This window comes from Streptomyces sp. NPDC051636, assembly GCF_044453765.1.
Classification (GTDB): Bacteria; Actinomycetota; Actinomycetes; order Streptomycetales; family Streptomycetaceae; genus Streptomyces.
The window spans coordinates 1-22,687 of the sequence record NZ_JBITDA010000041.1 but is presented as its reverse complement, the minus strand read 5'-3'; the positions used below and the strand labels follow the sequence as shown (position 1 = coordinate 22,687).

Genomic DNA, 22,687 nt, shown 5'->3' with positions numbered 1-22,687 from the left:
CTGCTGACCTGGGGATTCACGGAACTGCGGACAGAGCCACTTTCAAATATCCCCGTCACCTTCCAGGCATCCGGTGCGCACGGCACCGACCTCCACGGCCGCCACGGCGCGTCCACTGGGCCTGGTTGCGGAGTCGGCCTATGAGGTCAGCTGGGCGGATTGCCGGTTTGTTCCGGCGTGGGCACGGCCGTGGTGGTGCTGGTCCAGCTGGCGAGTATGCCGAGTGCTTCGGCGGAAGGGGAGGCGGGTTCGGGGGTGTAGATGGCGAGGCTCTGCTCGGGGTCGTCTTCGGCGGCGAGGACGACGTAGTCGAGGGTGAGGTCGCCGACAACCGGGTGGTGGAGGCGTTTGGTTCCGGTGGTGTGGGCGCGGACGTCGTGGTCGGCCCAGAGCCGGCGGAAGGCGTCGCTGTGCAGGGACAGCTCACCGATCAGTTCGTTGAGCTGCGGATCATCGGCGTGGCGTCCGGCGTACAGGCGCAGGGCCGCCACGGTGTCGCGGGCGGCCTTCTCCCAGTCGGCGTAGAGGGCGGGAGCGGCCTGGTCGAGGAAGACGAAGCGGGCGAAGTTCCGGTCGCGGTGCGGGCGGGAGGCGAAGTCCGCGAACAGGGCGTAACCGAGCGGGTTGGCGGCAAGGACGTCCAGGCGCCGGCCCTGGACGACGGCGGGGACACTGAGCGCGTCCAGGGCCCGGTAGAGGGCGGGGCGGACTCTTTGCGGGGCGAGGGGGCGCTCGCGGCGGGCCCGGGCCACGGCCGTGGTGGGCTGGGTGAGGTCGAAGAGGTGGGCGCGTTCGGTGTCGTCCAGGTGCAGAGCGCGGGCGACGGCGTCTAGGACGGCTTCGGAGACGCCTTGGGTGCGACCTCGTTCCAGGCGGACGTAGTAGTCGACGCTGACGCCGGCGAGCTGGGCGACTTCCTCGCGGCGCAACCCCGGAACGCGGCGGGGCCCGGCGTGGGGGGTGACGCCGGCCTGTTCGGGGGTGATCCGGGCCCGGCGGCTGCGCAGGAACTCGCGGATCTCGCTGCTGCGGTCCATGCATCCACCGTACGGCGCACCCCTGGACCTGCCGGGCGGCGAAAGGGGTACTGCCGGACCCCCGGACGAACGCGCCCCCGTACGGGCCTCCGCAGCGCAACCCTCGATGGTTGCCTGGATAGCGGGCCTGCTGCACCGCACTGATCATGGCACTGGCAGGCCGACGGCCCTCTCACCAGCTGTGACACGCACGGTGTGGAACCACCTGCCCCGCGCAGAAGGAAGACCCATGGCTTCGAAACTGACCGGCACCGTCGCCCTCGTCACCGGCGCGAGCAGCGGTATCGGCGCCGACACCGCCCGCCAGCTCGCCGACCAGGGCGCCACCGTTGCTCTGGTGGCCCGCCGCAAGGACCGCCTTCGGACGCTGGCCGCCGAGATCATCGAGGCCGGAGGCACCGCGCCGGCGGTGGAGGCGGACATCACCGACCGGGACCAGGCCGAAGCAGCCGTACGTCAGACGGTCGAGCGGTTCGCGCGGCTGGACATCCTGGTCAACAACGCCGGGCTGGTGCTGCTGGGCCCGGTCGTCGGCGCGGATCCCCAGGAGTGGGAGCGCATGATCGCCGTCAACGTCCAGGGCCTGCTCCACACCACCCACGCCGCCCTGCCGCACCTGCTCAAGGCCGCCGAGGATGGCCCGCGCCGGGTTGCCGACATCATCAACGTCGGCTCGATCGCCGGCCGCAAGGCGTGGGCGAACTACGGGGTCTACAACCTCACCAAGTTCGGCGTAAACGGGTTCACCGAGTCGCTGCGCCAGGAGCTGGCCGGCCGCCACGTGCGGGTGGGCGTACTGGAGCCGGGCGCCGTCGACACCGAGCCGAACTCGCACAACAACGACACGATCCACGCCGAGATCCTCAACCCGTTCAACGAGCAGCACGAACGCCTCGTCCCCGCGGACATCGCCGACGGGATCACCTACATGGTGACCCGCCCCCGGCACACGGCCATCGCCGAACTCTGGGTCATGCCCACCGACCAAGCCTGACCACCGCACACGACACCACCACGGAGTACCTGTTGAAGCACGTACCGCTGGGCGGACTGGACGTCTCACGCATCGGCCTGGGCGCCATGACCATGGCCGGCACCTACACCACCGGCGGAGGACTCGACGACAGCGAGTCGATCCGCACCATCCACCGGGCACTCGACCTCGGAGTCACACACATCGACACCGCCGAGATATACGGCCCCTTCCACAGCGAAGAAGTCGTCGGCAAGGCCATCAAGGGCCGCCGCGACCAGGTCGTGGTGGCCACCAAGTTCGGACTGGTCTCCCACTCCGGCGATAGCCCGGCCACGGGCGTCACTGACAGCACCGCCGCCAACGTCAAGGCCGCCGTCGAGGGCTCCCTGAAGCGTCTGGGCACCGACCACATCGACCTGTACTACCAGCACCGCGTCGACCAGAACACGCCCATCGAGGAGACAGTCGGCGCCCTGGCCGAGCTCGTCGCCGAGGTCAAGATCCGCCACATCGGGCTATCCGAAGCCAGCCCCGCAACGATCCGCCGCGCCCACGCCGTGCACCCGGTCGCAGCCCTGCAGACCGAGTACTCGCTGTGGACCCGCGACGTCGAGGACGAGATCCTCCCGCTGCTGCGCGAGCTCGGCATCGGTTTCGTCCCGTACTCGCCGCTCGGGCACGGCCTGCTGACCGGACAGATCCGCTCCGTCGACGACTTCCCCGACGACGACTGGCGCAAGACCAACCCGCGCTTCACCGGCGAGAACTTCCAGCGCAACCTGGCGATCGTCGACGAGGTGCAGGCGATCGGCGCCGAGATCGGCGCCACCCCCGCGCAGACCGCACTTGCCTGGATTCTTACCCGCGGCGACGACATCGCCCCCATCCCCGGAACCCGGCGGGTCGCACGCGTCGAGGAGAACACCGCCGCCGACGGCATCGAGCTCACCCCGGCCCAGCTGGAGCGGCTGAACAACCTCACCCCCGCCGCGGGCGAGCGCCACGACGAGGTGAACATGGCCGCCATCGACCGCTAGCCCGCGCCAGCGGATCACTTCCGGCTGGGGCCGCCCGCCCGGCCGACACCGGGCGGGCGGCCCCCATTCGAACGACATGAAGGGAAGGCACCGTGAAGGGCTACGTCATCCAGGAGAAGGGGCGCGCCGACTGGCAGGAGGTCCCGGTCCCGGAGATCGGACCGTACGACGCTCTGGTCCGACCGACCACGGTGGCGACCTGCACAACAGACGTGCACCTCATCGGCTCCCTCTTTGTCTCGGTGCAGATTGATCGTCAGGCATGTTTGTCATGTGGCCCAAGGGGCCAGTGCCTGACACATATCAGCGGGTTGTTGAGGCACGTACGGCATGTTCGTGACGTAGGTGCCGACCCCAACGTCTGTTCGCCCGAACCGAAGTTGGGCGACCTTGTTTCGGCCGAAACAAGGTCGCGAATCGGGCAGGCGTGGGACTTCCAACGCTTCACGGTGTGTTAATCGGCGGCATTTGACGTAGTCAATCTGGTCTGCGGTACAGCTTGCACGGTGAAGCACCGTCGCCCCCGCCACCGCCTCGCCCTGGCCGACAGGATCTGCGGCGACTTACGGCACGGCGGCCGGGCGGGAGTCAGCGACCCTCGCCCGGCCGTGGCAGTTTCAGCTTCAGCGGGCCGCAGCCGAGGCGGGCGGCCTCGGCCTCGACATAGCGGGGGAAGAGGGTGCGCAGGTCCGCGCTCGCCCCGTCCCCATTGGCCTGTACGACGAATACCGTCTCGCCCGCCTGGCAACGGGCCTGGAAGATGCCGAGGTTTGGGCTGAGGCCGCCGTAGCCGGCGGCGGAGCGCACCCGGTCGCCCTCGTATAGCGCCATTCTTGTGAAGATCCCGGCCAGCCTCGGGTCCTCGACGGTCATCAGGCGCTGCTTCGGCTGTGAGCCGGTGATGTTCCGGTCGCAGGTGCGCACCGGGCCGTGCCCGTCGGTGATCATGGGGTACTGGTGCAGCTGGCGCTTCTTGCCCAGGGTCAGCCCTTTGATGCCGCAGAGCGCGTTCGGCTTCTCTGTGCGGGTGTAGCGGGCGGCCTTCGGCAGGCGGTCGACCGGATCGGCGATCGTGCCGGTGCAGCCCAGGTCCGCGCTGACCTTGTTGGCGAGCTTCACGACCATGCGGGCCATCCCGTCCCGCTCCTTGGTACGCGGCTCCATGTCGGTGATCCAGCTGCCCTGGGCGATGTCCACGACGGTCGGCCCGTCGAAGTCGCCGGGGCGCCCCAGGCAGCCGTCCGGGATGGCGAGCCAGGCGCGGTTGTCCGAGGCCATGCCCAGCAGGCCGCCGCCGAGCGGGGTGAGACGGGCGGAGAGGAACTCGTCGGCCCACTTGCCGTCGTCGCCATTGCGGTCGTCCAGTCGGTGCACCCGGGCGGTGAGCGCCCATGCGTCGCCGTCGCTGTTCGTCAACTGGCAACTGCCGGTGGGGCCGTCCATGGATCGCCCACCGTGCAGCACGGGAGCCTCGACCGCCTTGACGTCCTCCGGCTCGCGGAAGGTTGCGGCGAGGTCGTCGCGGGACAGGGCGCCCCAGCACACCTCGTCCGGCGCGAACGGCCCGGCCTGCGTCTGCCAGGCCATGCCGCCGGCGCCGAGCAGCATCCCGGCGAGACCCGCGGCCAGCAGCGGCCGGACCCGGCCGCGCAGCGGCCTGCGCCAGTGCCACCGGCGCAGGCGCCGTTCCCTGAGCAGTTCCCGCTCGGCGGGCAGGGGCTGCTCGTATCGGTTCGGCTCGTCCGCAGTGCTGCTCACCGGCCGGCTCCCTTGGGGGCGATGGGGGCGCAGCCCAGGCGGGCCGCGACCGCGTTGGCGAAGACGGCGAGGTGGCCGGGGTCGGTGGAGACGCCCATCAAGAAGATGACGGGCCGGCCAGCGCAGTCGGCCCGTACGATCGCGTGCTCCTTGCCTAGGGTGCCCGTGCCGCGCCAGTCACGGGCCGCGGGCCGCTCGCCCGCGATGCCGTCGAACACCGCGGCCAGCCGGGGCTGCGCGACCATCGCCAGGTCCAGGTATGGCACGCCGTCGCGATCGCCACGGACACTGCACGTCTGCAGGTCGCGGGTGACCGCGCCGATCTGGTACTCGATGTCCTCCGTGTCGAGGCGCAGGCCGCGGATGCCGCAGACGTCGTCAGAGGTGCTGAAGACGCGCTCCTGCTTGCCCGGCAGGTCGTAGAGCGGCGAGCTGACCCTCAGCGGCTCGTGCGGCGCGCAACCGGCCGCCGCCATCCCTCGGTTGGCCGCCGCGACGAGCAGCACCGCCGCCTGCCGGGCGCCGCCCAGGTCGGCTGGATCGTTCTGGGTGTACGAGGGGCCGTTGGCGTACGTGCCGGACGCGTGCATGGTGACGACGGTCGGCCGGCCGTCCTGCGTATCGCACGACTTCGGGAGCACCAGCAGGCCACCGCGCCCGTTCACCGTGCCCGGCAGGCCGTCCGGGAGAGGGACCATGTCACCGCCCAGGAAACCGTCCTGGACCATCGCGAGCCGGGCCTCCGCGGCCTTGGGGACCGGGCCGTACTCGACGGACACCTTCTGGTCGGTGGTGACCTTGTCGCCGTCGTAACTGCTCTTGTAGTCGCTGGCGATGGCGACCTCGCAGCTGCCGGTCGGACGCTCGCGGGTAGGTGCCGTCTCCCTGCCGGTGCGTGACCCGTCGTCATCATCGCCGAAGGCCTCGTCGCCGAGGAAGTCCGGACCGCTGTCCTCTTCCCAGGCGCCCCAGCAGTAGCGGTCCTTCGGCCACGGCCACGTGTCCGCCGCCCACGTACCGAGCCCGGTACCCGCAAGCACGAGCACCAGCGCGGATATCAGCAGCAACGGGCCGCGCCTGCTGTGCGACAGCGCCCGGCGCAGCCAACCAGGCTCCGCGGGCGCCTCGTCTATCTCACTCACCCCGTGATCCCCTCCGGCGCAGGAGTGTATCCACCGTCATCACTCAGGTGCAGCCCGCCCCGTACATGGGGATCTTGCCGTTCAGCAGGTAGTCGTCCGCGGCGGGCGCAACGCAGCTGGGGTGGTCCTACGGGCCGTGATCCTGGCCCATGTACGTCAGCTTCACCGTGGTCTTGCCGCCCAGTTGTTCCGCCGTGCCCGCGGCCCCCTCGTACGGGGTCTCTCCGGGGCGCCGGGGATAACACGCCGTGAAGCGTTGAAAGTCGCAGGCAGGCGGCATCCCCGCAGACAGGTACGCGGCGGCACTGCCCACTCGGCTCGCCAGTTGCTGTTGGCCTTTCAACTCCGGCCTCTCCTGCCACCGCGCTCGGCAGCGGCGGCTCACACGGTCGAGGCGGGTGCCGGCCGTAGTCGAACGGGAGTCCAGGAAGCGTTTCGGTCGAGACGCCTTACAGGAAGAGCCGCGGATACATTTCGACCGAAACGTTTCCGAACTTGCCTAACTTGCCTGACAACGGATGACCCCATCTGACCTGCGTGAAGTGCCTTCGCCCCCTGGATGACGATGACCTCCCCAACGCTTTGGGCAAGGTGATCGGCCACGAAGCTGTCGGACTCGTCGAACACGTCGGCGACCAGGTCACCGACTTCGCACCCGGGGACCGCGTCGTCCTGCCCGCCGGACCGGCCGACTGGCGCCACGCCGGGCCCAGCGCGGAGAGGGCAAGTTCCACCAGAGCAAGAGCCCCTATTTCTCTGACGATCCGACCAATGGCGGGTGGTTCTCCGAACTGGTGAGGTGCTTCGACGCCGACTCCAACCTGGCCCGCATTCCCGACGGTGTCACCGATGTCCAGGCCGTGTCGGTCGATGACATGGCCGCTACCGGCTTCACGGGCGTCGAGCGGATGGAGATCCAGTTCGGCGAGGTTGTCGTCGTGCTCGGCGTTGGCCCCGTCGGACTGATGGGAGCGGCCGCAGCCGCTCTGCGAGGGGCCGGCCGCATCATCGCCGTCGGCTCGCGATCCAACACGATGACCCTCGCCACGCAGTACGGGGGACCGATCTGGTCGACTACAAGAAGGGCGACGTCTACGAACAGATCATGGCGCTCACCGGCGGACAGCCGGTCGACAGCGTGCTGGTCGCCAGCGGAGGCAGCGCGAGCGACCAGATAGGCACGGCCATGCGGATGACGAAGTTCGCCACGAACCTGTTCACTTCCGCTTTCCATATTTCTTCAGGTCGAGGGACAGGAGCTGTTCCAGGAACCCTATGAACGTCGACGCGCGAAGTTGGAGGAGTTGTTCACCGAGTACGCGCTCGCGCCGCCTTGGACGCTGTGCCCTGAAACCGACGACGTCCGGGCTGCGCACGACTGGCTGACCTCCTGGACGGAGGTTCCTGGCGTCGAAGGGCTGGTGATCCGCGGGTAACCGCCTGCGCTGCACTAGCCGGTGCATGCCCCTGGCCCCTCAGGTGCGCTTGAGCCGCCGTGCCGCTTCAGCAGTGATCTCCTCGGCAAGCGGTGGACGCGCTACTGAGCAAGTCGCCAAGGACGATTTCCCGGCCCCTGCCGAGCGCAAGCGGCTGCGGGAGGCTGCCGGGCTCAGTCAGGCTCAGGTCGCGACCGCGTTGAAGACGCACCGAGAGACGGTCGCGTGGGGGCTGGCGTCAATCCTGGCGATGCGGGCCTCAACCTGGGATCAATCGCAATCGCAAAGCGTAGTCGTCTCGAAGGACTCGTAGCGTGCGGGAGGCCGAGGCAACATGGCCTACTTCGACGCGTGCTGATCGCTCGCCGTCGTGTACGAGGACCGGTCCGGCTATCGCGAGGAGTGGCGGCGGTAGCGCTGCGCGTCCAAGCCTCCGTCTCGCGGGTCGAGGCGGGGTCTTCGCCACGTCGACACGTAGGATCCCTGCACGTGGCACACACCTTCGAAGAACTCGTGGAGAAACAACGCGCCGCCGACCAGGCGCACGCGACCGTCCAAGCCCTACGCGACCGAGACGACCCGCCCGCGTACGAGACTGCATGGCAGGCATGGCGCGACCTCGCCCAAGACGTACAAGCCGCAGTCACCGAGCACGCGAAAGAGCAGAGCGCGATGCGGGCCGGCGTAGAGCTTGACGTGAAGAAGGCGGTCCGGCACACCGAGTAGCCAGTACGCAGCTGCGCCTCGGGCAAAGATGACGGCCGGACGCCTTGCTCTTTACCGGGGCCCAGTCATCCACGCAACGACGGCGAGTCCCGCAAGTAGCAGGCACCAGCCCGCCGGCCGGAGCGCGACCCTTCGCTGGACCCGGGCCCGCTCCCGCCGATCACGCTGCTGCGCCCTGATCGGTTCAGATTTGTCCGCACCCAGTGCAGTGCGCGAACTAGTACTCCAGCCGGACTTCTGTATTTCTCCTGGTCAACGGCTTGACGGTGGGGAGTGTAGCGGGGGCTCAGTGTGCGTGGGGCGGTCTTGGGCTGACCGTCCCACCAACGGGTGCCCGCGCCGCATGTAGTGACAGCGTCGGGCACGTGCTTGGTGGCGGCGCCTCCATCGGGACCAGTTCACCGCGTGGTCGCGGCGTGCAGCATGGCGACGGGGTTCAGTTGCCAGCAGACGACGGATTTCGGCTGGCGTGAGGTCCACGAGGTCGGGTGTGTCGGTCTCGTGACCCCCTTTTCGCGCTCCTGCACGGCCATCACGGCGAGGAAGAGGTGGGCGAGCATGGCCAACGTGATGTGCCGATACCAGCCCACGGAGCGGCGGACCTCGTACTGGTCCAGGCCGCACTCGTTCTTCGCGCTTTGGAAGTACTCCTCGATCTTCCAGCGGCAACCGGCGACGCGGACCAAGTCGGCGACCGTGGCCTCCAGCGGGGCGCAGGCGAGGTAGTAGGCGATCTCGTCGGGCTTGCCGATGCTGCGGTGAGCCAGCATCCACCGCTGCCGGGTCGCCTCGTGGCCGTCGGACTCGGCCGCGGCCGGCAGGCGGGCGGCGGCCCGATCGTACAGACGTTCGCCCTTGGCTCCCGGCCCCGCCGACAGGTGCTGCCATGCCTCGGGCGGCGCCTGAGCGATCGGATGGTCGATGCGCGGGCCGTGGACTTGCTGCTACTTGGGGACGGCGACGACGTAGGACAGCTGGGCGTCTTCCAGGAAGCGCCGGAAGTGGGAGTCCTGCCCGGAGGCGGAGTCCGCAGTAACCCAGGCCACAGGAAGCGGAGAGGCCAGGGCGCGGGATCATGTCGCGGGCGAGGTCGCTCTTGGTGGCGAACGTGCGGTCGTCGGGGATGCGGGCCGCTTGGCAGCGTTCCCGGTCCTCCGTCCAGGACTTCGGCAGGTAGAGCTCGCGGCCGACCAGGGCGTGGCCGCGGGTGGTGGCGTAGGCGGCAAACACGCCGACCTGGCAATTCTCTGTCCGCCCGGCCGTGCCGAGTACTGGCGCTGCACTCCGGCGGAGGTGGTGCCTTTCTTCACGAAGCCGGTGTCATCCAGGATCAACACACCTTCTGGTGTGCCGAGTTGTTGGGCCACGTACGTCTGCAGGTCGTCACGCAGGCCATCAGTGTCCCAGCGGCTGTGGGGGAGCAGGTGCTGCAGGCCGTGCGGGGTGGCGTGGCCGGCGTACTCGGCGAGCTGCCAGCTGTTCTTGCGGCCCACCGGGCCGAGCAGTCCGCGGACAAATTCCCGCATCCGCCGCCGGACCTCCACGCGGCAGAAGCGGGCTCCGGTCTTCAGGAAGAGTTCTTCGAGTTCCAAGTCCCAGGCATTCGTCGGTACATCGTGGATCACGACAACGGACTGCTCGCCGCGCTGTCACTACATGCGGCGCGGGCACCCGTTGGTGGGACGGTCAGCCCAAGACCGCCCCACGCACACTTAGCCCCCGCTACACTCCCCACCGCCAAGCCGTTGACCAGGAGAAATACAGAAGTCCGGCTGGAGTACTAGGCCATGGCGAAGCCGCGATCACAAAACGGACTGCACGCTGTGCGTGCTGATCGGCATACTTCCGTCTACGTCCGACCTGGACGATTCCTGCTTCCTCCAAGGACAGCCGTTGACTTGGATCTACCTCTCCCCGGCGATCTCGCGCTGGACCCCCAAGAGCGAGGGGGACCTGGCCGCGGCGATATCCGGCGGTCTCCTCGAGGAGTCGCACTACCTCGACCTGAAGGAGCAGACGGATCCCGGCAAGGCCGGCAACAAGGAACTCGCCCGGGACCTCGCGTCGTTCGCCGTCGATGGCGGCATGCTGATCATCGGCATCCGTGAGGACAAGGCCAACCGGACCTTCCACCTTGGCGGGCGAAGTCCGGGTCGCCGTCCAGGTGGAGGAGACCGATCTGCTCCAGGTCGATGATTCGCGTCGGTGACGAGGACGGTCAACACCAGACCGAACGTGTCGTGCGGCCGTGAACCCGCACTCAGGTCTTTACGGTGTCGTGAGCCCGTCGAGCACCGCCTGGAACGCGAGCGCCCAGCGGCGGTCCCTCGAGGCATTCGAGGTGCCTAGCCAACCCGCGGTCTCCTGTGCCGCCAGTCCCTGTGCGAGCGCGAGGAGTACGTGTGCGATGTCCGTCTCGTCGCCGGCGATGAGTCCGACGTCGACGCATCGGCGCACGTGTCCGACGATGTACTCCCGCACCGAACGGTTGGCGCGCAGCTCGGTCGGCCGAGGATCGAAATCGGTGAACGGCCTGGAAAACATCACCTCGGCCAGGATCGGGTTCTCCCGGACGAACGATCGGAGAACCCCGAAGATCCGGATCAGGTCGGCGCGCGGGTCGTCGGTGTCCGTCAACTCGTCGAAGCGGGCGCGTAGGTGGCGGAAGCCTTCGAAGAACACCTCGCGGACCAGCCCGGCCTTGTCGCCGAAGAGCTCGTAGACGGCGGGGATGGAGGTTTCGGCCTGCTGGGCGATCTTGCGGGTGGTGAATCCGGAGACGCCCTCGGCGGCCAGCATCGCCACCGCCGCGTGCAGGATCCGATCCCGCAGCTCCGGGGTTCGCTGCTTCGCTCTGGGCACGGCCGGATCCTATCGGCAGGTCATTGCGGATCGCGCTGGACATCATGGGCACGCGGTGTGCCGCGCACCACCGGCACCGGACGAGGGGATGCGCCTCGGGTTCGGTCCAGTCACCGGACCGGGGTGCCGGGCGATCTCCCTCGGCCGCTTCTCGGGGGCGATGTCATCCGCGTCGACTGGCGCGCTCTCGGGCTGCGGGCCCGCAGCGCCGCTCCGGCGCGAGGAATCCCCGGCCGACTGGGCGGCATCATGATGGCTGATCCGGTCGGTCTCGCCGCCGGCCCGGCAGCGGGCCTGTCCGTGCGGCGGGCCAACGACGCGCGGGTCGGGAAACGCTGGAAGCGCTGCGCCTGTTCCGCCGTCGTGGGGTCGCGCCGGTCATGCCCGCCCCCGGACTGCGGCGTGGTCGGCATCGAGGCCGGCCCGGATCGCGTTCAACGCGTGCTGTCTCGCCCGCAGCTTGCTTGTCGCATGCGCGTTCGGGTCCAGTCCGGCCGTTGCGTCGGCTACGTCGCGGGCGACGGTTTGGAGATGTCCAGGATCGACCACGCGGTCGAGGAAGCCGGCCTCCACCGCGTTGTCCGGCGAGAACGTCTCGGCGAGGGTGACGGCGCGGTTGAAGTACGCCGGGGAGAGCCGTTGCCGCAGGACCTCACACGCCGCGTGCGGCATGGTGAGCCCGATCGCCACCTCGTTCGCGGTGAACTTGTAGGAGCCACTCGCTCCCACCCGGTAGTCGCCGCACAGAAGCAGGAACACACCCATGGCGACCGCGTGACCGGTGCATGCGATGACCAACGGCCGCGGAAACGCCAGGGCCCGTATGGCCAGCTCGAAGCCGGCCTCCACCATGGCGATGGCATCGTCTCCGCCGGCCTGGAGCACTGGTAGGTCGAATCCGCCTGAGAAGATCCCCTCCCGGCCGCTGAGCAGGACGACCGCGCCATCCGCCTCGGCCCGGTCGAGGGCTGTGTTCAGCTCCGTGATCATTTGGAGCGACATCGCGTTCGCCTTGCCGTCGTCCATGGTGATAAGGGCGACTGGACCGTCCAGCTGATAGCTGACCAGCGTCATGACCGGATCCCTGTCTCTCGGTGTGGCCGTCCCGCGTCGACGCTCCCGCCGGTGCGCGTCTGTCACTTGTTTCCGGCATGGAACCTAATCGGAACGTCGTTTCGAAATCAAGTTACGTTTACGTGGCGTATGTTCGGCTGCTCGCGGCCTGGACGCTGGAGCGTGGCGGTGAGGTCCTGAAGTACCCCGGGGGACTGATCACGATGACCGACCCGACCCGCTACGCCGTGTGGTTCTACTGGCCCGCACCCTCCTACCTGGCCAATCGTGAGTGTGCGCAGTGCGGCCATTTCCGGAACCAGCACGGCTCCGCCCTCTACGACGCTCCCTGGCCGACCGCCGCTCAACGTCCTCACCGACGCGATCGAGGCCTCCGCCAACGACGGCACCGGCTACCTGATCGTGCACATCCCGGCCAGCGCCGCCGCACCGCACATGGTCGACGGCCGGTACTACGGGCGCGGCGACAAGACCAAGTACCACATGGCCGACACCGAAGTGGCACACCACCACCTCCTGTGCAAGGGGAGCGAGACGGACGCGCTCTCCCTCCTCCAGCAGGAGATCGACCAGGACGCCCTGGGCCAGTACGGGGAGCAGTCCCACTTCTTCCTCGTCGCCCAGCCCACGGCCGGACGCGGCTACATGCTGCTGGAACTCACCAGCGGCACGAACTTGAAACACCGCCTGACCGAGTTGGTGAATCGGGCGTACACACCCGAACTCAACACCATCCTGTCCCAGTCACCCCCGACCTCAGCAACGCCATCGAAGGCCATCGCCGGGCAGGCGGAGCGGCACTGGCCACCCACAACCTTGCAGACGGACGCCAGCACACGCCTACGGGCCAGTGGGGAGACGAGGACACCATCGAGGCGCAGTTTCTCGAGACGGCGGTCTGCGGCTCTACTCCAGTCGCCCGACGCCCAACCGGCCGCCCCGATCCCTGCGCCCGCCGTACCGGCCCTGGATACCGCAGAGCCGGATCAGACACCGTCCGGTCCGGCCGTCCTGCTCCTCGGCCCCATCACCATCGAGGGTGCCTCCGGCCGGGGTCGACTCCAACCGCAAGAGCGTCGCCGGCGAACTCCTGGCCTCCTCGCCCTCAACCCCGGCAGCGACCACCGCGCCGTCGACGCAGCCCTGTGGCCTGCCTCGCGGGTCAACAAAGAAATGCGCGGCCTCTCAGCGAGCGATCCGGCGACCGCCCCCACGTTCGACATGCTCTTGCCTGATCTCACCAGCCTTCTGTCCGGGCGGCTCTGCCTGGCGTACAACGCCGACTTCGACCGAACGGTGCTCGACCGCGAGCTCGGCCGACTGTTGCGCTCCTCCCATCCCCGACCTCAGCCACCGAGGCCGTGGCATTGTGCGGACGCCATGATCCCTACCTCAGTCTGGAAGGGGCTGTGGTCCGCACGCCACAGCATGTACCGCTATCAGCCGCTGGGCGGCGCCTATGACGCCGTCACGAACTGTCGGCGTCTGCTCAGCACCATGCAAACAATGTGCTGAGCAGGCAGCCCAAGATGCCGCAGCACCGCTCCGCTCGAGAACCTGGCCGAAGGGGAGCGAGGAGCAGCTGGGGGACGGACGGCGGACCGCGGTCTTGCGTCAGTTCCACCGATGAGTTTCCGGCGGTCGTGCGGCCCGACCGTCGACGTAGGGAGCGCTGAGACACAACTCCGCCCGGCCCAGAGTATGGCGGGTCCCATCCCCCCGTCGCCGTGCCGGGCCGTACGAGGCGGCGCGCCTCAGCTGGTGGCGCCGACCAGACGACGCATGATCGTCGTGAGGTCGTCGGGCGGGGAGATCCTCATCGTCCGGCTTTCCTGGTCGAAGAGCGTGATCGATGTCAGGGTGCCGGCGCGCCACCAGAACACCCGGGGGGAGAGGCGTCCGGGGCCGTCTTCGTAGGCGCCCTGCCCGAACTGTGCCAAGGCGTTGACGGCCTCGGCCACGTGCTTGTCCGTGAGCGGGTAGAACGCGAGGTTGTGCCGGTTCGGGACGACCAGCAGCACACCCTCGTCCGGTATCTCGGGGCCGTCGGCGGCCCGCACCGCCTCATCGAAGACGAGCACCTTGCTGGCCGCGAACACCGACTCCGGGTGGCCGAGGATGTGGATGACCGCGCCACCGGGAAGATCGAGGCTGTCGTAGTTGACCGGCTCGCTGAGCAAGTTGGCACGCGCGGCGGCCGCAAGGGCGTCCCACTCGACCAGGGCCACGTCGCGGTCACTGAGAACGCGGACGTTGTCAGGGCTGTCGAGGACGATGCCCGCCAGGAGGTCCGTGGCAACCGGTTGCAGGTAGCTGAACTGCCCTCGTGCCTCCTCGGGTATCGATTCCTCCGCAACCAGTCGCAGGTACACGCTGCGCAGGGGGTTCTGGCCACTGCCGTGGTCGGTGCGGGCCGAAAGGTCGCTCATACTTGGTCCTTGGTCCTTGGGGCGTGCGGCCGCGGCGGGGTGCCGGGCACATCTGAACGGATGGTCCGTCGGACGGCTCACAGGTGTAACAGTTCACCGATCAGATCACGTAGCCCCGCATTGCCGCACCGTGGTGCAGCGGCGAGCAGGTGCGGGCGCCGGTGCGGGTCTCCCTCCCGAGAGTTCCTCAGAGCCCTGCTGAGTCCTTGCCCCGTGGCCAGGGTGTTCTGTCTCCTTGGGATGTTCTTCGAGCCGGTGACGTGACTTCAGGATTCTTGGGGCGTTCTCATTTCGTCCGATCGATCTGTGATCGGGGTGAAGGTGAGGAGGCTCGGGTTGGCGCTGGCAGCCGTACGCGACCTGCGGGAGTTCCGGGATCCGGTCTCGGCGGAGGAGCTGGAGCAGTTCGCGACCGACGTGCTTGCCGGGTTCGTGCTCGCGCGAGCTTCGGCGGGGCTGGCGGACGGCACCATCCGCGGGGACGTCGGGCACCTGGACCAGATGCGGGCCTGGTTCGGCCGGCCGCTGTGGGATACGGAGCCAGCTGACGCGACGGGTACTTCGGGAAGGTGCTGCGGGGCTCGCCGAGCGGCACCCGGCTGGCCCGCGCGCAGGCGCTGACCACGTACTTCCTGTTCCTGGAGTTGCGGCACAAGGTCGAGATCCACCGGATGGCCGGTCGGGTCGTCGAGTGCCCGATCGACGAGATGAACCGGCCGCGGGGATCAAAGGACGCGGCTTTGCGGATTCCGCCGACCGAGCCGGAGATCAAGACTGTTCACCGGCTGGGGCGGCGCGTTGGCGACCTGCCGCAAGTTCGCCCCCACCGGCGGAACTACACCGCTTCGAAACTGATGTCGCAAGTCGGACTCAGGGTGAGCGAGGCCTGCAAACTCGACCTGGCCGACATCAAGTGGGACCTGGGCAGCTTCGGCAAGCTTCATGTGCGTCACGGCAAGGGCGCCCGCGGCTCGGGCCCGCGTGAGCGGATGGTGCCGCTGATCAACGGCGCCGATCGCACGCTCGGTGGTTCATCGAGGACGTCTGGGGCCAGTTCGACGACGACCACACCCGCCCCGGGGCCCCGCTGTTCCCCTCCGAGCGCAAGAACACCGACGGCTCTTCGCGCCGCGTCGGCGACGACGCCCTGCGCAACGGTCTGGCCGCCGCAGCGAAGGCCCATCTGCCCGGCTGGTCCGACACGCTCACGCCGCACGTCGTGCGGCACTTCTGCGCTCTACCTCGGGGGTCTTGATCTGCTCGGGATCCGGGAGGTCCTCGGGCACTCCTGGATCGCCACCATGATGCGGTACATCCACGTTCAGCAGACCCGGGTCGAGGACGCCTGGGTGGCCGGGCAGCAGCGGGCCGCGAAGCGGCCGGAAGGACTGATGGGATGAAGTGGAACCTGCGGCTGACCGCCGCGAACAAGGGCATCTGGAAGGCGTCCGAGCTCCAACGGAGCCTGGCCGAGCACGGGTTGGTGATCTCGGCCGGGAAGATGTCCGGCCTGTGGTCCGGCCAGCCGGTCTCCCTCAAGCTGGAGGACCTGGACGTGATCTGCGTCGTGCTCGACTGCGAGATCGGCGATCTGCTGATTCCCGAGCCCGGGAAGGTCAGGGGTCCAGGTCAGCAGGCTGGCGTTCAGGAGGCCACGACCGGCTCGGTGGTGACCCCGGCGGTCGTGCCCAAGCGCCGCGACGGCCGTTCGCTGCCGCCGATGTGACCTCACCATCAGCATGGGGAAGATCAGTGAGAACAAGCCGCGGCTTCCTGCTCGGGCTGTTTCGCCTCGGGGCAGTTGCCCGGCCGGTTCTGCCGCTGCTGCTATACCTACGGCCAGCAACACGCCGTCGGCGAGTGCGCTGGCTGCCGACGGCAGGTCCCAGCGATGACAAGCACGGCTACTGCCGCCTCTCCCGGGCTCAGGCGACCTGGGCGATCAAGGCCAGCGGCAAGGCTTCGCTGGTCGACGCGCACAGCATGGCCAACCCCTTCCTGATCACCGCCGCGGTGCTGACGGCGTACGCGCTGGCCGCCGCCCTGCTGCTGCGCGACGCCCCCGGCCGGACCGTGCCCACGGAACCGCTCGCCCACCGTCTGGCCGCCACCCTGAAGCTCCAGATCACCTGGCAGGTGTCCGCGCTGTACGCGGTGGCTTTCGGCGGCTACGTGGCGTTCTCCGTCTACCTGCCCACGTGCCTGAAGACCGGCTACGGCCTGGCCCAGGCGGACGCGGCGAACCGGATGGCCGGGTTCGTCCTGCTGGCGGTCGCGATGCGCCCGGTCGGCGGCTGGCTGTCGGACCGCGTCGGCCCGGTGCGGGTGCTGACCGCGGCGATGGCGTAGTCCTCGCCGACGCCTTCGCGCAGTCGTTCACGCCGTCCCTGGCCCCGTCCGGCACGGTGGCGTTCCTGGCGATGGCCGCCGCGCTCGGCGTCGGCAGCGGTGCCGTCTTCGCCCTGGTCGCGCTGCTGGCCCCGGCGAACAAGGTCGGCTCGGTCACCGGCGTGGTCGGCGCGGCGGGCGGGCTCGGCGGCTTCGTGCCCCCGCTGGTGAGGGGGTCGCTGTACGGCAACTACGGCTCGTACGCCGTGGGCCTGCTCCTGCTCGCGGCGGTGGCCGCGGCGGCCCTCACCTTCACCGGCACCGGGGTGCGCCAGGCGGTCGCCCACCGGACGCCCGTCCGGCAGCACTGACGGGGGAGCGGAGCCGATGTGCGAGTACTACGGCTGTCAGTCGGTGACGGCGATCGAGGAACTGACCCGGGAACACGACGAGGTCGTGACGCTGATCAGCCACGCCCGGGAGGCCCGCCGCGCCGGCGACGCCGGACGGGTGGCCGAGGTGGCCCGGGAGATAGCCGCCGTACTCGCCCCGCACACCGTGGTGGAGGAGCACGGCCTGTTCCCGGCCATGGCGGGCGACTTCCCGGAGAAGATCGCGGCCCTGGAGGAGGAACACCGCCGTATCGAGGCCGTGCTGGGCGAGGCGGCGACCGGTGTCCCGGCCGACCCGGCGTGGCCGGACCGGCTGATCGGGGCGCTGGACCTGCTGAGGCTGCACATCCTCAAGGAGCAGGGCGGCGTCTTCCCCGCCGCCCTGGCCTTCCTGGGCACCAAACAGTGGGAGGCCGTCGAGGCCGTCCGCGCCCGCGTCGGCACCAGGACACCGGCCCGCCCGTCGCGCGGCGGGTGAGCGGTCCCCGATCGCCCACGGCGCCTCGGGTTCGCGCACGGGGCAGGGGCGGCCCGTTGGCCGGGTGTTGGTACGGCTCGCAAGGGTGGTGGGACCCGGTGTCGCACGGAGCGGCCGGCCTCGCGGGGAGGCCGGCCGCCGCCTGTGCGGCGCCCCACCCACATCCTTGGCTGGACAAGATGTCACTCGACTGCGTCGTGCCGTCACGGGAACGCTCACCGTCGTCGCGACGGCCGCCGCCGCGGTGTGCGGAGCCGGTGGCACCGCCTCGGCGCACGCCTACGGGGACCACCTCGTCAAGGGCGAGTACCTCCGTGCGTGACTACGTCCAGCGGAGCGCCCTGACCGGCGGGCTCTTCACCCTGGTGATGCAGTCCGACGGCAACCTGGTCGAATACCACAACGAGGCCACGGGCCGGAAGGTCTGCTGGGCGTCGAACACCCAGTACGCCGGGGGGACGTACGTCGGCTACCAGTAGGACGGCAACTTCGTCATGTACCCCGACTGGAGCACCCGGGCCGTGTGGGCCAGCAACACCTACGGTGGGGGCGGCACCACGGTCGACATCAACGAGTTCGGCGCCCTCTACGTCGGCACCACGCCGATCACCGGTCCCTGCATGGTGTAGGGACCCACGGTTTCGCCCCCCCGCGCGCCGGCCGCCGGCTCCCCCTCGGGAGCCGGCGGCCGGCGATCCGTCACTGGTAGGCGGGTGCCGCCCACGTCGCCTTGTAGCGGCGGTCGTCGGTCACGTTCACGTACTCCAGGGTGGACGGACCGTTGGTGGGCGTGAAGCGGATGTACGCCGTGTCCCACGAGTTGGTGCCCGGCGCGTTCTGCATCTCGGGGCAGCCGGCCTGGGAACAGGTGGAGATCACACGACCGGTGGCCGGGTCGTTGCCGACGCTCTTGATCATGTGGCGCTGCGTGACCTCGGCCCGGTTCGCGTAATTGGTGCACCAGTGGTTCTGGCCGTCCGGCAGTTCGGCCACCTTGGCGGGCACGGGCCAGGTGCCGGGGGTGTCGTCGTAGCAGTCGACGGCGCCGCTCTTGGAGAACTGGACGATGCCGCCGTTGGACCCGATCCACAGCCGGTCGGGGTTGCCGTAGACGGGGGTCAGCTCGTGGCCGTACGCCGGGCTGCCCTCGGCCTGCGCGGGCAGGCGCCAGGTGTGGGCCGTGCCGAGCCTGCCGCCCGCGTAGTCGTAGCGGACCAGGACGTCGGTGGCGATCGCCCACAGCGAGCTGGTGCCGGGGTCGTACAGCACCTCGTGCGCGCCCGCGAGGGGCTTGGTCTGGACGGGCGTGGCGCTCCAGTTGCCGGGAGTGCCCTGCGCCTTGGAGTAGACGGCGAGGCCGCCCGCGATGTTCTTGCCGGTCTCGTCCTGACCGAAGACATGGTCGGCGGAGGCCGCGACGACGGTGCCGTCCGGCAGCATCTCCACGCCGTGGATGCCGGTGATCCCCGCGTTGATCGCCCAGTGGTAGCCGGCCAGCGCCGGGTAGGGGATCACGCCGATGAACTGGCTGGCGCGGTCGGCCGTGACCAGGACGGTTCCGCCGTACGTGCCGCCGGGCCGCAGCTTGTGCGAGGTGCCGCCGCCCCAGCTGTCCCCCTTGAGGCTCGGGTCGAGGACCGAGTGGTACGCGTCGGGGATCCACCGCTGGTACGGGCCCGAGGCCGGCCAGACCTCCGGGTCGGTGGAGTCGAGGAACTCCAGCGACGCGTGGGGCTGCGGATAGGTGACGTTCGGATCGCTGTACGCGTTGCCCGAGAGGATCGGCGTCGATCCGGTGTTGAACTCGACCTCCAGCGTGGGGGTGTTGTACGCGGCGTTGCACGCGTAGTCGCTGGAGAGCGGGTTCATGGAGCAGAAGTCCTTGTATCCGGTGCTGACGTCCTCCTGCGCCGAGAACCGGATGCCGTAGTTCGGGAACGAGGAGTCGTTCGCCCAGGCCCGTACCCAGTCCGTGACGTCGATGCGCTGGATCCCGTTGGACGCCGAAGGGTTGTACTTGTTCGGGATGTCCGGGCAGTCCGGGTGGCCGAGACCGAACCAGGTGCCCTTGCCCGCGCCGACGGTCGGCTGATTGGCCCAGGTGATCGTGGACTGGTCCCAGGGCTGCGTCACCGGGTAGACGCCCATCCACGCCTTGGCGGCGCAGTCGGAGACGAAGGAGTTGTACACGCGCAGCGTGGCCCGGGATATCGGCGCCCCGCGGAGTTTGGAGACGTCGAAGCGCATGAAACCGCGGTACTTCGTCACCCCGTTGTCGGGTGTGCCGACGTGCAGGAGATGTCCCTGCGAGTGGTCCGCCGTGTCCCTGTTCGTGATGTAGGTGTCCTGAAGCCGCTTGATGATGTTGCGGGGTCCGGTCTGCGCCACGGGTGACGCCGTGGGGACCGTCTCCGCGACGGCGGCCGTGCGCGGCGCCGCCTCGGCGGTGCCGGCCGGCCGGAACGCCGCCGCCGGGGCGAACAGCCCCGCCAGCAGCGCTCCTCCGCCCACGGCCGCCAACAGCCGTCGTCTCAGTCCTGAAGTCGGAGTGTGCCAGTGCACGCCAGAATCTCCCCCTCTGGTCGTCGGATGATCAAGATGATCAGGGCGACGCCAGTGTCACATGGGGGAGCGGATCGATGAGCCTAGCCTCGCCGTTTCGGTTGGGGCGGTGAGGCGTCGCTGAGGGGCAACTGTCGGGTGACCGACGCGATTTCAGTGTTCGGACATGGCGGAGTCCCGGCGCGGTGCTCGTGTTCTCCAGGGTCCTTCGGGTCGTGGCGGGCAGGGTTGCCGGTCAGTAGGCGGGACGGGGCAATGCGGCGAGGCGATGGAAGGCCGTGGCCAGTTCGTTTCTCCAGGGCCAGGTCGCCGAGATCCGCAAGCGCAGGCGTCGGCCGCCGCGAGTGAGGCGGGTGGCGACGTGCAGCAGCCGGTAGCGGAGCTTCTTCAGCTCGGCGGTGGCCAGTTCCCCAGGCCATTCGCAGATGCCCAGCGATCTTGTCGTGGCGGGTGGCGGTGATCTCGCTGGAGCGGCCGGGCCTGGCCGCCGAAATCCAGATCAGGTTGCCCTTGTCGTCGGTCAGGGCGAGGATCCGGAGCCGGAGCCGGTGCGCTGGCAGACCTCGGTTTCGTCGGCGTGGACGACGAACCCGACGACAACCCGATGATCATCACCGGCCGCAAGGCGACCCGGAACCACCGCCTCACCACGGCCGAGAAGGAAGCGAACCGCCTGCTCAACCGTGAACGCGCCGCAGTCGAGCACGGATTCGCGAACCTCAAGACCTGGCGGATCGTCTCGAAGCTCCGGATAAACGCCCGTCACGCGACCACGCTCCTGCGGGCCCTACTCGTCCTGGCGAACAGCGAAGTTCGACGGTGACAGACGATCTCCCGCCCGCGATCACGCATCCAGCCAGCACGAACACCCCACCCCGGGGCCACACCAACCCCGTGACCTGCAACTTCAAGGTGAAACGGCCTCATTGGCCACCAGCAGGTCGATCCCGCCCATCTGCTCGGCCGCCTCGTCGACGGCCCGGGCGAGCGCGTCCAGATCCGTGACGTCCGCCTGGACGCCGGGCAGTTCTGAGACGGGGTCGCAGGCGCGGAAGCATGTCCTCACCCGCACCGAGCTCGCCTCCGGCCTGGCCAAACGGCCCTACGATCTCCGGCACCCAGGTATCTCGTTCTGGCTGTGCTCCGGCGTGGACCCAGCCGAATGCGCTCGCGGAGTGGGACCGCGTCAGCCAGGACGCGGCGGTGACGCATCCGCTCCTCAAGCACAGCCCGTTGGGCATCTGTTACCGACAACGGCGGGATCTTCGGTCCACGACGATTCGCACCAAACCAGCGACGAACCTCTGACTCAGGACACCAGAAAGGGTCCGAAGCTTCTGGTTCCGGGCTGATGACGCCGTTTTCGTCCATGTCGAAGCGGCCCTGGGTCTTGCTGTCCACCTTGGTGTGCTTGAGCCAGTGCTTCGACAGGTTGTGCAGGTTGCGGTGCTGCCCTTCCCAGGGCATCGAGTGACCGGCGCACTCCGCCGTGATCAGGAACTTGTGAGGCCCCGTGATGGCGTCGTGGAGCGCGGGGACGTGGAAGTCGAGCGCGGGGTTGGAGCTGGGCGGTGTCGTGTTGGCCGTCTTGTCGTGCTCCGTTCACGATCAGCACGGGCACGTCTCCGCCGAGGACACCACCCTGCCCTGCAGTGGTGTTGTTCCAGCCCTACGTCAGGAAGTTCCAGAACCGGCTGACGCCCACGGGCCTTCCCGTCGTCGACAGGGCCTCTCCCCAGGTACGGCCGATCGGGTCGTTGTCCATGAGGGCGCTCCATACGACGTCGACCATGCCGGGTTCGCGCTGGTTCGTACAGTGCACCTCTTTGGTCCAGCCGTCTTCGAGGCCCTTGCGCGTGAGCACGTGAAGCCGGGCACCGGCAACGAGGGCGGCGGGTTCATGGGGCCCAGGGGCGGGAAGATCGGGGCGAGCAGGAACAGGCTTTCCGCTTTTGCCAGATTCTTGATGGCGTACGGTCCCACGCGAAAGCGGCCGCGGACCAGCCGATGAAGGCGACCTCTGAGACGTTGCGCTTGGTCAGGATGTACTCGACGACGGTGCTGAGCTCGTCCTGGTCGCTCTTGGAGTTGGTCAGTCAGAACGGGTAGCTCGGGTCGCGCGGACCCAGGAGCGGGGGTCGGACGGCGCTCTGCTGGTTGGAATTGACGTTGCAGGGGTCCTCCATCCTGGGACGCGGCGACCTGCCCGAGCCCTGGAGGTCCATCATGAAGACGTCGTAACCGGCCTGGGCGAGTGCTTGGGCCCACCCGTACGAGGTGTGCTGCACCGGCTCGACGACGCCGGCCTCATCGACGTCTCCCGCGTCGTCCTCGACACCGCTCACGTCCGCGCTAAGAGGTCGTTTTCACCTGATTTGCATCGCTTCAGTGGCCACAAGGAGATGCTCACGCCTCTTGGGTATCGGGTTGCTAAGCGACGCGGCGAGAGG

The 22,687-nt window shown here is 68.9% G+C and carries 25 protein-coding genes and 3 pseudogenes; 15 read left to right on the top strand and 13 right to left on the bottom strand.

Translation table 11 applies throughout. The features are described from left to right. Positions 1-146: 146 nt before the first annotated feature. Positions 147-1,037 carry a helix-turn-helix transcriptional regulator gene (locus ACIBBH_RS38855; RefSeq protein WP_399413115.1) on the bottom strand — a complete coding sequence of 297 codons (891 nt, stop codon included), beginning with the start codon at positions 1,035-1,037 and terminating at the stop codon, positions 147-149. 229 nt (positions 1,038-1,266) lie between these two features. Here ACIBBH_RS38855 and ACIBBH_RS38850 point away from each other — a divergent pair, with 229 nt between their 5' ends. Continuing rightward, positions 1,267-2,031 carry an SDR family NAD(P)-dependent oxidoreductase gene (locus tag ACIBBH_RS38850; RefSeq protein WP_399413114.1) on the top strand — a complete coding sequence of 255 codons (765 nt, stop codon included), beginning with the start codon at positions 1,267-1,269 and terminating at the stop codon, positions 2,029-2,031. A 32-nt stretch (positions 2,032-2,063) separates the two neighbouring features. After that, positions 2,064-3,050, top strand: a complete 987-nt coding sequence (locus ACIBBH_RS38845) for an aldo/keto reductase (RefSeq protein WP_399413112.1) — start codon at positions 2,064-2,066, stop codon at positions 3,048-3,050. Between the two features lie 588 nt (positions 3,051-3,638). Here the strand turns inward: ACIBBH_RS38845 and ACIBBH_RS38840 are convergent. Next, positions 3,639-4,808, bottom strand: coding sequence for a hypothetical protein (locus ACIBBH_RS38840; protein WP_399413110.1), 1,170 nt, complete (start codon positions 4,806-4,808; stop codon positions 3,639-3,641). Continuing rightward, entirely contained in the window at positions 4,805-5,950 is a 1,146-nt protein-coding gene (locus ACIBBH_RS38835) for a hypothetical protein (protein ID WP_399413108.1), read from the bottom strand. The genes ACIBBH_RS38840 and ACIBBH_RS38835 overlap by 4 nt, the downstream gene beginning before the upstream one ends. A gap of 537 nt (positions 5,951-6,487) precedes the next feature. On the opposite strand from ACIBBH_RS38835, the gene ACIBBH_RS38830 reads away from it, so the two are divergent. Continuing rightward, positions 6,488-6,748 (top strand): alcohol dehydrogenase catalytic domain-containing protein, encoded by a 261-nt coding sequence (locus ACIBBH_RS38830; protein ID WP_399413106.1) that lies wholly within the window; start codon positions 6,488-6,490, stop codon positions 6,746-6,748. Between the two features lie 294 nt (positions 6,749-7,042). Here the strand turns inward: ACIBBH_RS38830 and ACIBBH_RS38825 are convergent, their stop codons facing one another. Beyond that, a complete protein-coding gene (locus tag ACIBBH_RS38825) occupies positions 7,043-7,171 on the bottom strand; it encodes a hypothetical protein (protein WP_399413104.1) in 129 nt (42 codons plus the stop codon). 704 nt (positions 7,172-7,875) lie between these two features. Between ACIBBH_RS38825 and ACIBBH_RS38820 the strand changes: the two genes are divergently transcribed. After that, positions 7,876-8,112 carry a hypothetical protein gene (locus ACIBBH_RS38820; protein WP_399413102.1) on the top strand — a complete coding sequence of 79 codons (237 nt, stop codon included), beginning with the start codon at positions 7,876-7,878 and terminating at the stop codon, positions 8,110-8,112. 398 nt (positions 8,113-8,510) lie between these two features. Here the strand turns inward: ACIBBH_RS38820 and ACIBBH_RS38815 are convergent. Continuing rightward, positions 8,511-9,734, bottom strand: a pseudogene (locus ACIBBH_RS38815) (IS701 family transposase). Positions 9,735-10,005: 271 nt separating this feature from the next. Between ACIBBH_RS38815 and ACIBBH_RS38810 the strand changes: the two are divergent. Continuing rightward, positions 10,006-10,308 carry a hypothetical protein gene (locus tag ACIBBH_RS38810; RefSeq protein WP_399413100.1) on the top strand — a complete coding sequence of 101 codons (303 nt, stop codon included), beginning with the start codon at positions 10,006-10,008 and terminating at the stop codon, positions 10,306-10,308. A gap of 72 nt (positions 10,309-10,380) precedes the next feature. On the opposite strand, the gene ACIBBH_RS38805 is transcribed toward ACIBBH_RS38810, so the two are convergent. Both ACIBBH_RS38805 and ACIBBH_RS38800 read right to left on the bottom strand, forming a co-directional pair. After that, positions 10,381-10,974, bottom strand: coding sequence for a TetR/AcrR family transcriptional regulator (locus tag ACIBBH_RS38805; protein WP_399413098.1), 594 nt, complete (start codon positions 10,972-10,974; stop codon positions 10,381-10,383). A 378-nt stretch (positions 10,975-11,352) separates the two neighbouring features. Continuing rightward, positions 11,353-12,048 carry a crotonase/enoyl-CoA hydratase family protein gene (locus ACIBBH_RS38800; protein ID WP_399413096.1) on the bottom strand — a complete coding sequence of 232 codons (696 nt, stop codon included), beginning with the start codon at positions 12,046-12,048 and terminating at the stop codon, positions 11,353-11,355. A gap of 267 nt (positions 12,049-12,315) precedes the next feature. On the opposite strand from ACIBBH_RS38800, the gene ACIBBH_RS38795 reads away from it, so the two are divergent. After that, a complete protein-coding gene (locus ACIBBH_RS38795; RefSeq protein WP_399413094.1) occupies positions 12,316-13,563 on the top strand; it encodes a hypothetical protein in 1,248 nt (415 codons plus the stop codon). Between the two features lie 239 nt (positions 13,564-13,802). Here ACIBBH_RS38795 and ACIBBH_RS38790 read toward each other — a convergent pair whose 3' ends face one another. Continuing rightward, positions 13,803-14,477, bottom strand: coding sequence for a hypothetical protein (locus ACIBBH_RS38790; protein WP_399413092.1), 675 nt, complete (start codon positions 14,475-14,477; stop codon positions 13,803-13,805). 336 nt (positions 14,478-14,813) lie between these two features. On the opposite strand from ACIBBH_RS38790, the gene ACIBBH_RS38785 reads away from it, so the two are divergent. The 8 genes and pseudogenes from ACIBBH_RS38785 (at position 14,814) to ACIBBH_RS38750 (ending at position 18,304) form a co-directional block, all read left to right on the top strand. Then, positions 14,814-15,098 carry a hypothetical protein gene (locus tag ACIBBH_RS38785; RefSeq protein ID WP_399413090.1) on the top strand — a complete coding sequence of 95 codons (285 nt, stop codon included), beginning with the start codon at positions 14,814-14,816 and terminating at the stop codon, positions 15,096-15,098. Continuing rightward, positions 15,047-15,877: a site-specific integrase gene (locus ACIBBH_RS38780; protein ID WP_399413088.1), complete on the top strand. Its 831-nt coding sequence runs from the start codon at positions 15,047-15,049 to the stop codon at positions 15,875-15,877. The genes ACIBBH_RS38785 and ACIBBH_RS38780 overlap by 52 nt, the downstream gene beginning before the upstream one ends. Beyond that, positions 15,874-16,203: a helix-turn-helix domain-containing protein gene (locus ACIBBH_RS38775; RefSeq protein ID WP_399413086.1), complete on the top strand. Its 330-nt coding sequence runs from the start codon at positions 15,874-15,876 to the stop codon at positions 16,201-16,203. Before ACIBBH_RS38780 ends, ACIBBH_RS38775 begins: the two co-directional genes overlap by 4 nt. Positions 16,204-16,439: 236 nt before the next feature. Continuing rightward, a pseudogene (locus ACIBBH_RS38770) lies at positions 16,440-17,176 on the top strand (MFS transporter); the annotation flags it as partial. Positions 17,177-17,192: 16 nt separating this feature from the next. After that, positions 17,193-17,675 (top strand): hemerythrin domain-containing protein, encoded by a 483-nt coding sequence (locus tag ACIBBH_RS38765; RefSeq protein WP_399413084.1) that lies wholly within the window; start codon positions 17,193-17,195, stop codon positions 17,673-17,675. Positions 17,676-17,841: 166 nt separating this feature from the next. Beyond that, the gene (locus ACIBBH_RS38760) at positions 17,842-17,997 is read left to right on the top strand and encodes a hypothetical protein (RefSeq protein ID WP_399413082.1); all 156 of its coding nucleotides are present in this window, start codon (positions 17,842-17,844) and stop codon (positions 17,995-17,997) included. Beyond that, complete coding sequence (locus tag ACIBBH_RS38755) at positions 17,990-18,154, top strand: hypothetical protein (protein WP_399413080.1); 165 nt, start codon at positions 17,990-17,992, stop codon at positions 18,152-18,154. The genes ACIBBH_RS38760 and ACIBBH_RS38755 overlap by 8 nt, the downstream gene beginning before the upstream one ends. A 15-nt stretch (positions 18,155-18,169) precedes the next feature. Continuing rightward, entirely contained in the window at positions 18,170-18,304 is a 135-nt protein-coding gene (locus ACIBBH_RS38750; protein WP_399413078.1) for a hypothetical protein, read from the top strand. 70 nt (positions 18,305-18,374) lie between these two features. Here ACIBBH_RS38750 and ACIBBH_RS38745 read toward each other — a convergent pair whose 3' ends face one another. Both ACIBBH_RS38745 and ACIBBH_RS38740 read right to left on the bottom strand, forming a co-directional pair. Next, entirely contained in the window at positions 18,375-20,237 is a 1,863-nt protein-coding gene (locus ACIBBH_RS38745; RefSeq protein ID WP_399413076.1) for a DNRLRE domain-containing protein, read from the bottom strand. Positions 20,238-20,472: 235 nt separating this feature from the next. Continuing rightward, positions 20,473-20,649 (bottom strand): annotated as a pseudogene (locus ACIBBH_RS38740) (transposase); the annotation flags it as partial. A gap of 141 nt (positions 20,650-20,790) precedes the next feature. Here ACIBBH_RS38740 and ACIBBH_RS38735 point away from each other — a divergent pair. Further along, a complete protein-coding gene (locus ACIBBH_RS38735) occupies positions 20,791-21,060 on the top strand; it encodes a transposase family protein (protein WP_399413174.1) in 270 nt (89 codons plus the stop codon). Between the two features lie 84 nt (positions 21,061-21,144). On the opposite strand, the gene ACIBBH_RS38730 is transcribed toward ACIBBH_RS38735, so the two are convergent. The 3 genes from ACIBBH_RS38730 to ACIBBH_RS38720 form a co-directional block, all read right to left on the bottom strand. Then, complete coding sequence (locus tag ACIBBH_RS38730) at positions 21,145-21,309, bottom strand: hypothetical protein (RefSeq protein ID WP_399413180.1); 165 nt, start codon at positions 21,307-21,309, stop codon at positions 21,145-21,147. Positions 21,310-21,906: 597 nt separating this feature from the next. Continuing rightward, positions 21,907-22,101, bottom strand: a complete 195-nt coding sequence (locus ACIBBH_RS38725; protein WP_399413073.1) for a hypothetical protein — start codon at positions 22,099-22,101, stop codon at positions 21,907-21,909. A 232-nt stretch (positions 22,102-22,333) separates the two neighbouring features. After that, entirely contained in the window at positions 22,334-22,582 is a 249-nt protein-coding gene (locus ACIBBH_RS38720) for a hypothetical protein (RefSeq protein ID WP_399413178.1), read from the bottom strand. Positions 22,583-22,687 lie beyond the last annotated feature (105 nt).

What these genes read in the sequence shown, in the direction of transcription:
- ACIBBH_RS38790 (WP_399413092.1), bottom strand. Translation starts at nt 14,477, where the DNA reads ATGAGCGACCTTTCGGCCCGCACCGACCACGGCAGTGGCCAGAACCCC.
- ACIBBH_RS38850 (WP_399413114.1), top strand. Translation starts at nt 1,267, where the DNA reads ATGGCTTCGAAACTGACCGGCACCGTCGCCCTCGTCACCGGCGCGAGC.
- ACIBBH_RS38765 (WP_399413084.1), top strand. Translation starts at nt 17,193, where the DNA reads ATGTGCGAGTACTACGGCTGTCAGTCGGTGACGGCGATCGAGGAACTG.
- ACIBBH_RS38855 (WP_399413115.1), bottom strand. Translation starts at nt 1,037, where the DNA reads ATGGACCGCAGCAGCGAGATCCGCGAGTTCCTGCGCAGCCGCCGGGCC.
- ACIBBH_RS38750 (WP_399413078.1), top strand. Translation starts at nt 18,170, where the DNA reads ATGTACCCCGACTGGAGCACCCGGGCCGTGTGGGCCAGCAACACCTAC.
- ACIBBH_RS38775 (WP_399413086.1), top strand. Translation starts at nt 15,874, where the DNA reads ATGAAGTGGAACCTGCGGCTGACCGCCGCGAACAAGGGCATCTGGAAG.
- ACIBBH_RS38800 (WP_399413096.1), bottom strand. Translation starts at nt 12,048, where the DNA reads ATGACGCTGGTCAGCTATCAGCTGGACGGTCCAGTCGCCCTTATCACC.